This window comes from Chitinophaga sp. 01L420 (assembly GCF_056399985.1).
Genome location: NZ_JBFTSK010000113.1, coordinates 1 through 2,775, shown reverse-complemented (window position 1 = coordinate 2,775; position 2,775 = coordinate 1). Strand labels below are relative to the sequence as shown.

The following is a 2,775-nucleotide window of genomic DNA, read 5'->3' as shown; positions in this document are numbered from 1 at the left end:
CAATTGTCCCAGGTAATTAAAAACAATACCCCATGGCGTAGTTCCCCGTAAACCGTCTTCCCGGTTAAGGTATTTTAATATCCCGTATCCCATGCCTTTATCAGGCACCGCACGCAGCTGTTCTTTCACCGACTTGATCCAGTCCGCCACCGTTAGTATTTTTGCTTCATGCGCGGGTTCGTTTTGCATACCCAGTAACACCGGGTACATATTGGTAAACCAACCTACTGTCTGGCTGGTGTCCATACCTATCACGGTATCTTCACGGCCATGTCCTTCCARYCCGATTACCACCTGTTCSTGTCCACTCCAGYCACACAGCGTCCATGCCAATGCTGYCAGTAAMAGATCRTTGATYTCTGTATGATACACACGTGGAATTTCCTGTAATAATTTTYGCGTGGCTTCYGCTCCCAACCTCACCATGTAACTATTCATATTTCCAAGACCCACCGCGCCATCATACTCACGGTCTACAGGCAACGGACGATATTGCRYTRTTATTTCCTGCCAGTAATCCTGCTGTTTACCGGTGCGCGGACGTTGTCCGTACGCCACCAACCCTTCCTGCCATTGCCGGTAAGAATGACCTTTACGACCCAGTGAGACAACTTCTCCCGACAGTGTACCCTCCAGCAATAACGACAGGTCTTCCATCAGTATCCGCCACGACACTCCGTCTATTGCCAGGTGATGCGCCACCATCAGCAATCGGTTCTGCGGCTCGTCCACGGGTGTTTCAAACAGTACAGTCCGTACCAGGTCGCCCTGGAATATATCCAGGCTACCCTGGTAATAATCCGCTCTTACTGTAATCATTTCTGACAATGCTTCCAAACTTACTCCAGACAGATCCTCCCGGTGCAAGCTGCCCACGGTAGCCCCATAGGTTTGTTCCCAACCATCTGCACCTTGCAGGTAGCGGAAACGAAGCCCATCGTGCTGCTGCAATAACTGCTGCACTGCCAGTTCAAGCGCTGTTGCGCTGACCTCTTTAGACAGCTCCAATAAAATGCTCTGATTAAAATGTGATACGGAAGGTTGTTCCTGATCCAGCCACCATTGCTGGATAGGTAATAATCCGCTTGCACCTGAAAGTGGTTCCTGTTCCCCGCCGGCTTCTTTCCTCTCCTGTTCCTGCAGCACCCCGGCCAGGCCGGCTATCGTTTGATAAGTAAACACGTCTCCTACCTGYAACTCATGTCCTGCACGGCGGGCACGGCTAACCACCTGAATGGAGATGATGGAATCTCCTCCCAACTCAAAGAAATTATCGTATATCCCTACCCGTTCTAATCCCAACAATTCTTCCCAGATTCCAGCCAGTGTTTCTTCTTCCACGTTGCGCGGCGCCGCATACTGTTCCTGTAGCTGCTCCGGTACATCCGGGTCCGGCAAGGCTTTCCGGTCTATCTTGCCATTAGCCGTTAAAGGCAGTGCTTTTAACGCCACCCACAGCAATGGTACCATGTATTCCGGCAGATGGTTCTTCAGGTAAGCAATCACTGGTTCTTTATCGAAATTTTGTTCCGCCACCACATAACCGGCTAACCGCATGTTACCGGCGCTATCGCCACGAGCCAGCACCACTGCCTGATTCACCAGACCGCTCTGCTGCAATACATGTTCTATTTCTCCCAGCTCAATACGGTAACCACGAATCTTCACCTGCTCGTCTTTTCGCCCGAGGTAATCAATATTTCCATCGGGTAACCAGCGACCCAGGTCGCCCGTTTTGTACATCCGGGCGTCCGGTGTCTGACTATAAGGATCTGTTATAAATTTTTCTGCTGTCAGCCCTTCCCGTTGCCAGTAGCCTCGGGCCAGCCCGGCACCACTGATATGGATTTCACCCGTCACACCTACCGCGCAAAGACGCCCAGCGGTATCCAATATGTACATCCGGGTATTACCTATTGGCTTACCAATAGGTATTCTGCCGCCTTTAATTTGTTCCAATKCATCATTATCGTTGGTGYGGAACCGGTAGGTGCTGCAACCTACGGTAGCCTCGGTAGGACCGTATTCATTAATGATCTCTACTGACAAGCCTTCATCTACCAGGTACTGCACATGATTCACCTGCAACGCTTCCCCTCCCAGTACCAGCCGCCGCGTAACGATCTCCCCTGAACGTAACGCATCTTCCAGCAAGGGCAGATGCGCGGGCGTCAGTTTAATAAAATCATACACCCCATGGCCGCATATCTGGTCAGCTCCTAACAGCGCTGTAGCAGGGAGGCCTGCTGACGCTATTACCAATGCCCTGCCTTTCAGCAATGGTTGGAAAAGTGCCGTCAGTGATGCGTCAAAAGTATAAGACAGGTGATGGTAACTGCCTGGTTTGTCTGTCTGACTATCAGTAGTGTACTGTGTTTGCTGATTACCTAAATAATGTACCAGGCTGCCGTGACTGATCATCACACCCTTCGGCATACCGGTAGAGCCAGACGTATAGATCACATAGGCCAGCTGATCTGCCGCAGGGGATACCAATGCCTGCCTGTCCGGTACACTGCTGATACGATCCCAATCGCCATCCAGACGCACGATCCGGCAACCTACGGTTACGGGTAAACGATCTGCGCAGCTTTCGCTGCTCAGCACCAGCGATGCACGGCTATCTTCCAACATATAACGGATGCGCTCTGCAGGGTATTCCGGGTCAACCGGTACATAAGCGCCTCCTGCTTTTAAGATGCCCCATATGCCGACCAACATATCCACTCCACGTTCTACGCAGATTGGTACCAATGTGTCTGCCTTAACGCCCTG

The 2,775-nt window shown here is 51.4% G+C and carries 1 protein-coding gene; it reads right to left on the bottom strand.

The genetic code is table 11. The features are described 5' to 3' along the window. A partial coding sequence (locus AC1DP6_RS36350) for an amino acid adenylation domain-containing protein (protein WP_477059287.1) occupies positions 1-2,775 on the bottom strand: 2,775 nt, incomplete at both ends.